The organism is Methanomicrobium sp., from assembly GCF_055145805.1.
This window is the reverse complement of the sequence record NZ_JBSREC010000043.1, coordinates 1-5,873: the sequence shown is the minus strand read 5'-3', so window position 1 is coordinate 5,873 and position 5,873 is coordinate 1. Positions and strand designations below refer to the sequence as shown.

At 38.8% G+C, this 5,873-nt stretch carries 8 protein-coding genes; 5 read left to right on the top strand and 3 right to left on the bottom strand.

The annotated features are described in order from the left end of the window. Window positions 1-379: 379 nt before the first annotated feature. From ACTB1O_RS03420 to ACTB1O_RS03410, 3 genes are all read left to right on the top strand, one after another. Window positions 380-1,504 (top strand): ORC1-type DNA replication protein, encoded by a 1,125-nt coding sequence (locus ACTB1O_RS03420; RefSeq protein ID WP_462993741.1) that lies wholly within the window; start codon window positions 380-382, stop codon window positions 1,502-1,504. Window positions 1,505-1,576: 72 nt separating this feature from the next. Then, entirely contained in the window at window positions 1,577-2,524 is a 948-nt protein-coding gene (gene mch, locus ACTB1O_RS03415) for a methenyltetrahydromethanopterin cyclohydrolase (RefSeq protein ID WP_462993740.1), read from the top strand. 242 nt (window positions 2,525-2,766) lie between these two features. Further along, complete coding sequence (locus ACTB1O_RS03410) at window positions 2,767-3,693, top strand: cupin domain-containing protein (RefSeq protein WP_462993739.1); 927 nt, start codon at window positions 2,767-2,769, stop codon at window positions 3,691-3,693. Window positions 3,694-3,727: 34 nt separating this feature from the next. On the opposite strand, the gene ACTB1O_RS03405 is transcribed toward ACTB1O_RS03410, so the two are convergent. Together ACTB1O_RS03405 and ACTB1O_RS03400 are read right to left on the bottom strand one after the other, a co-directional pair. Further along, entirely contained in the window at window positions 3,728-3,946 is a 219-nt protein-coding gene (locus ACTB1O_RS03405) for a hypothetical protein (RefSeq protein WP_462993738.1), read from the bottom strand. Window positions 3,947-3,951: 5 nt separating this feature from the next. Next, window positions 3,952-4,251, bottom strand: a complete 300-nt coding sequence (locus ACTB1O_RS03400; protein WP_462993737.1) for a tetratricopeptide repeat protein — start codon at window positions 4,249-4,251, stop codon at window positions 3,952-3,954. 349 nt (window positions 4,252-4,600) lie between these two features. Between ACTB1O_RS03400 and ACTB1O_RS03395 the strand changes: the two genes are divergently transcribed. Both ACTB1O_RS03395 and ACTB1O_RS03390 read left to right on the top strand, forming a co-directional pair. Next, window positions 4,601-5,251 (top strand): hypothetical protein, encoded by a 651-nt coding sequence (locus tag ACTB1O_RS03395; RefSeq protein ID WP_462993736.1) that lies wholly within the window; start codon window positions 4,601-4,603, stop codon window positions 5,249-5,251. A 17-nt stretch (window positions 5,252-5,268) separates the two neighbouring features. Next, a complete protein-coding gene (locus ACTB1O_RS03390) occupies window positions 5,269-5,646 on the top strand; it encodes a hypothetical protein (RefSeq protein WP_462993735.1) in 378 nt (125 codons plus the stop codon). An 11-nt stretch (window positions 5,647-5,657) separates the two neighbouring features. Here the strand turns inward: ACTB1O_RS03390 and ACTB1O_RS03385 are convergent. Beyond that, a partial coding sequence (locus ACTB1O_RS03385; protein ID WP_462993734.1) for a hypothetical protein occupies window positions 5,658-5,873 on the bottom strand: 216 nt, incomplete at its 5' end.

Here is a 5,873-nt window from a genome sequence, read left to right as displayed (position 1 = left end):
ATTTCAGGCATGGGAAGGGACGGATGTACTGTATATTCTGAAAAAGAGGCAGAAGAAAAGGGCGGTTTTAAAACGATTGATGCCGGGGACTTTTTAGCCATCTTTTTCGGGCTGAAAAAGATCTAAAAAGCATCATTTATTCTTTTTAAGAGCATCAGTACCCTGCTTCATCATAAAAGAAACTTTTCAGTGGGGGTAACTCTCATCATCTGCCCTTAAAACAAAATGTTTATACTCTCTTTGTAACCGATAGCAGAATAATCTAATCCACAAATTTTTGCAGGTTAATTTCTTTAGTAAATAAACAGGGCTGATCTGTTCTTTTCAGGACCGCGACCGATGACATAAATTAATACAATTCAGGGCAATAAAATTCTACATGAAAAAGGATCTGCTCATGTGGGATGAAACCCTCTTCCGCGATATTGAAGTTTTTGAGATAGACTACATTCCGGAGCAGTTCAACCACCGTGACAGCCAGACACGGGAGCTTGCATTCAATATAAAACCGGGGATGAAGGGTGCAAGACCCTTAAACACAATATGCAGAGGCCTTCCGGGAACAGGAAAGACCACATCTATAAAAAAACTCTTCAAAGAAATTGAAGATAAGACAAAAAAACTGATTCCGGTATATGTAAACTGCCAGATAGACAATACAAAATTCGCAATATTTTCACAAATATATAAGAAGCTCACAAACCGCCCGCCGCCCGCGTCGGGAACTTCTTTTAAAAATCTCTTTGATATGGTCTGCAAACTTGTAAATGACAAAGAAGCTGTTCTTTTAGTATGCCTTGACGATGCAAACTATCTGCTCTATGAAAAAGAGATTAACAAGGTTTTATACACGCTTTTAAGATCACATGAGTCAAACGAAGGTGTCAGAATCGGAATTATTACAGTAATCTCTGATATGAATGTTGATCTCATGCAGGAGGTTGATCAGAGGGTATCGTCTGTATTCAGACCGTCAGAGATCTATTTCCCGCCTTACGAGGAGGAAGAGATCTCTGAAATCTTAAAAGAGCGTGTAATGCAGGGCCTTTATCCGGGAGTACTCTCAAACGCCATGCTGGATTTGATTGTCGAGCAGACATTAAAGAGCGGAGACTTAAGAGTCGGAATCGATCTTTTAAAACGCTCTGTCCTTAATGCTGAGATGGATGCAAGGCACGGGGTTGAAAAAGATGATATCTGCCGCGCATATCTGGTTTCAAAGTATGTACATCTCTCACATACAGTAAAAACCTTAAGCGATGACGAAAAGAGGCTTCTTAAGATTCTTGCAAAAATTGCACAGGATGAAAAGGAGATGTCTGCAGGTTTTGTTTTTGAAGAGGTAAAAAAAGAGACCGCAACAGGTTATACCCGCTTTTATGAGATGATAAAAAAGTTTGATTCAATGAGACTTATAAATCTTAATTACAGGGAAGGAAAAGGCAGAACACGGGTGATTACCCTTCGTTACGATCCAGCCCGCATAACAGCGATTCTGGCTTAAATACGCCATGTGCGACAATTAACAATACTTATCTATTTTGTTTGTTCATTACTATTTTAGGAGAGAACTCTGATGATTAGTGTTAATGAACTTGCCCTTGATATCTTCGAGGAACTTGCAGAATATCCGGAAGACTACAATGTAGAATTCCATCAGCTCGACAACGGCGCCCGTGTGGTTGACTGTGGGGTAAGCACAAGAGGCGGCTACCTTGCAGGAAAACGTTTTACAGAAATATGTATGGGAGGACTTGGAGAGGTCACATTCAGAAACGGACAGATTAAAGGTATCCCAATGCCTTTTATCGATGTAAACACTGACTTCCCGTCAGTCTCATGCCTCGGTTCACAGAAAGCGGGATGGACTGTAAATTCAGGCGGATTCTTTGCGATGGGCAGCGGGCCTGCACGTGCACTCTCACTTATGCCCAAGCACACATTTGAGGTAATTGAGTATGAGGATGAGTCTGACTACGCTGTGATATGCCTTGAGTCCGACAAACTTCCAAATGGTGATGTTATGCAGATGATTGCAGACAAATGCAATGTGGATGTCGCAAATGTGTGTGCAGTTGTTGCACCGACAGCATCAATAGTCGGTTCAATTCAGGTTGCAGGACGCTGTGTTGAGACAGCTATATATAAATTAAACGAACTTGGATTTGACACAAAAAAGATCGAGTCTGCAATGGGTACAGCACCAATTCCTCCTGTCAAGAAGGATTCAACACAGGCAATGGGATGCACAAACGATGCAACAATCTATCACGGCCAGATATACCTTACAATGAATGCTCCCGAGATTGTTGATTACCTCGACAAAATCCCGTCCAATAAGTCAAGCTCATACGGCGAACCGTTCTATGACACTTTTAAGGCGGCAGGCTTTGACTTCTACAAGATTGACACATCACTATTCTCCCCGGCAGAGGTCATCATAAACGAACTCTCCGAAGGAAAGATCTACCGCACAGGTGCTGTCAATCCTGATGTTGTAATAAAGTCATTTGGATTAGTATAAACAAAAAACGGGGGGAAATAATTTTTTTAGAACAAATTCCAAATTTTTTCATATTTTCTTTTATTTGATGCAAAATTTAATAAATTCTTCAAATCTCTGTACATAAAAAGTCTCTTTCAGACATTTTTCCGGTTTTTACATCAATTGATATGCATATCTGTGTGCCCAATATTTCCAGTGTAAAAAATAAAGAATAAAGCCATTAGAGCATATTTAATACAAAAAATGACAATAATTAGATTATGAATTCATTCCGTTATGAAGTCATAATTTTTTTTATATGCATAATTGCGGTTTCAGGCTGTATAAATACAGGGACTGATGAAAAAATCACAACAGAAGAGAATAAAGCAATAATTGTCTCTGATTCCGGATTTTTCATATCTGATGAAGAAAACAGACTCAGAATTCAGATCTTCGGAAGTACAATTGTTGAAAATATCATATCTCCTGATATTTTAAAAAATCTCGGGCAGTATCCGCAGATAAATTATGAGCTCTCAAAAATAATAATACCAGCAGGAAAAGAGAATCCACCGCATATTCTTAAAGATACAACAGAAACAGTGTACATATTATCAGGTGAGGCAGATACCCTTGTTAATGGAAAATTATACAATCTTACTGCCAAAGACACCCTCTTTATTCCAAAAAACCTTATACAGGAGATAAAAAATTCAGGTGAGACAGAGCTTATATATCTCTCACTTACCTGTCCGCCATATAAAGAAGATAATGAAATAATACCTGACAACAGCTCATATGAAAAAGACAGATCTGAAAATGCATTATTAATAAGCAAAAACAAAACTGGAAAAGGGATTTTTTTCGGCGATGTTGAGATATATAATATTTCAAATCCTGATATTTTATCAGACTGCAATACTGAATATTTATTTGAACCCGGCATTGCGCTGGCAAAAATCCCCGGAGACAGCATGACAACCCCGCATATTCTTGAGGGCACCACTGAAGTTATGTATTTTATTTCAGGAGAGGGAATCCTTAACATAAATGAAAGGGCTATGATAATGAAAAAAAATCAGACGGCATATATTCCTCCCGGTGCATACCAGAGCCTGTATAACACAGGAGAAGATTTCCTGATATATCTGACAATAACAGACCCTGCATACAAAGAATCCATCGATTCATCAGTTTCAGTATAAAAGTTATATGAAAAAAAAATTAATTTTTTAGGAATTACCGATTGTTTAGACCTTCAAGTATGTCCTGATAGCTGCTTATTGTCTTTTCGTAACTTCCGAGAATCTTTGCGGACACAACAGGGTATAACATCGGGTTAATCTCTACAGCTTTGTTGTACGCATCAATTGCATTTTTATGGCTTTTTAAGGTTTCAGCCGTTGATTCCATCATCACGGAATCCTTAGGGCTTGTCATGTCAAGAGAGGCATACATATCCTCTATCTGACCCTTTGTAAGAAGCGATACAGGTATGCATCACCAAGACCAATCCATGCTGCAGTATTTTCCGGGTCATCTTCAAGAACAGAGTTGTATAAAGAAATAACCTCATCATAGCGCTGAAGCTTCATGAGAAGTTCTGCCTTTTCCATAGTATAATATGCCTCAGAACTCCCCGATACTAAATTGTTGTTATATCCGGGCAGCGCCTCGGCATAGGAGAGAACTGCATTTTTGTAATCTCCTGTTGCAATAAGAAGTTTTGTTTTTTTCTTAAGAATTTTCGTATGGTAAGGCAAATTCTCCTAAACCCAGTCACAGGCAGAAAGACCCCATTCATATCTGTCGTTTTCAAGGCCGTAATCTGCAATAAAAACGTCTGCTGTTTTAAGCCCTTTTCTGACGCGATAACGGCCGATACCGCAAAATAAAGATGAGTATGAAAACCGTGTATCTAACTGTCTTAACTTTCATGGAAAAAAATCTGTTTTTAAGCTTTTATTCTGTTTATTTATCAAAATTTTTTTATTTCATCAAGTGATTTATTTTTAAATTTTCATCTCCCACCTGCCAGACCGCATTTCATTGAAAAAAACCTAACGAAAAGGGACAGGGTTATATAATCAGGGATGATTTATTGTATTATATATGCGGGATTTTGGCAGAAGCGAAGCGATAACAGGACTGGAGATAATTATCGTCATCGCAATTCTGTGCATTTTTTTATATCTCTTTGGAAGTGTTGTTTTTAATGCTGTGATGCCGCAGCCGCACGAAAGTCCGGAGAGCCATGGAGGACTTGTTGGTTTTGCTGTCGGTGAATCAGATGAGATACTTATGACTGACGGCACATCCTATGGTGCCCAGAATACAGGTGGTGTCTTTCTAAGTGTGGAACTAAAACCCAAAGACCGGTCAAGTACAGATTTGGGAAGCTGTACAATACCGGTTAAACTTTTTATCGGTCAGCAGATCGCAGTTGACCTCAGCACGGCAGAAATACTGTTCAAATATAACGAAATTACAGAAGAACTGTTTTACTCTGAAAAAAGACCTCTGGAAAGCCCCTGCTGGACCATCGCAGATAAATCCAATATGATTCCTCTGGCATCTGCTGATGAAGATACTATACTCGAACCAAACGAAATCTTTACAATACTTGTATATCCGAAGACAAATGTTCCTGCACACGAAGAGTTCTCAGTCTCCATTACTCCTGAATCAGTTCATCCTTTTGTTATAACAACAGTTGTTCCTCCGGGGATAACAGAGCACAGAATTGTTGAACTTCCTATATAAAAGCAGGAGGATTAAGATTGTTTCCTGGAAAAGAAGAAAGATTTGCACTAATAATTCTACTTTTAGTCTTTGCAGCCATTCTTGGATCACATTTAATTCTGTCAGGGATTGATAAATCATCTTTTGCAGAAGAATACAAAAACACCTCTGAAGAAGGGGATTTTGTATATTACGAGGGTTGTGCATCAGAGATACTTGAGACAAAAACAGGAGGACACCTGATTATTGAAACAGACGGTCCTGTGATATTTGTTGCAAAGGGAGCTATTTTAAAGAATATGATAAATGAAGACGACGGGGTAAAGGTGACAGGCGAAGTTTCTGTCTACAATGGTAAAAAAGAGATAATGGTTGAGGATATCAGTGATATTCAGTATTTCAGTCTAACCCCCTGAAAAAATCTCATTCAGCTGAAGAGATCATCATCGTCTTCTTCCAGATAACTGCTTTTCTTATGTTCCTCTGTTTTTTTGACCAAAACGGCTTTTTCATGACCCTGACTTACAGCAGAACGCGGAGGTGAACTCTCCGGCTTTCTCTGATCAGTATATCCAAATCCGGTATAAAAAGGATCCTTACTCCCCTTTTGCTTATCAGAGGATTTTTCAGGCGCAGACGTGGT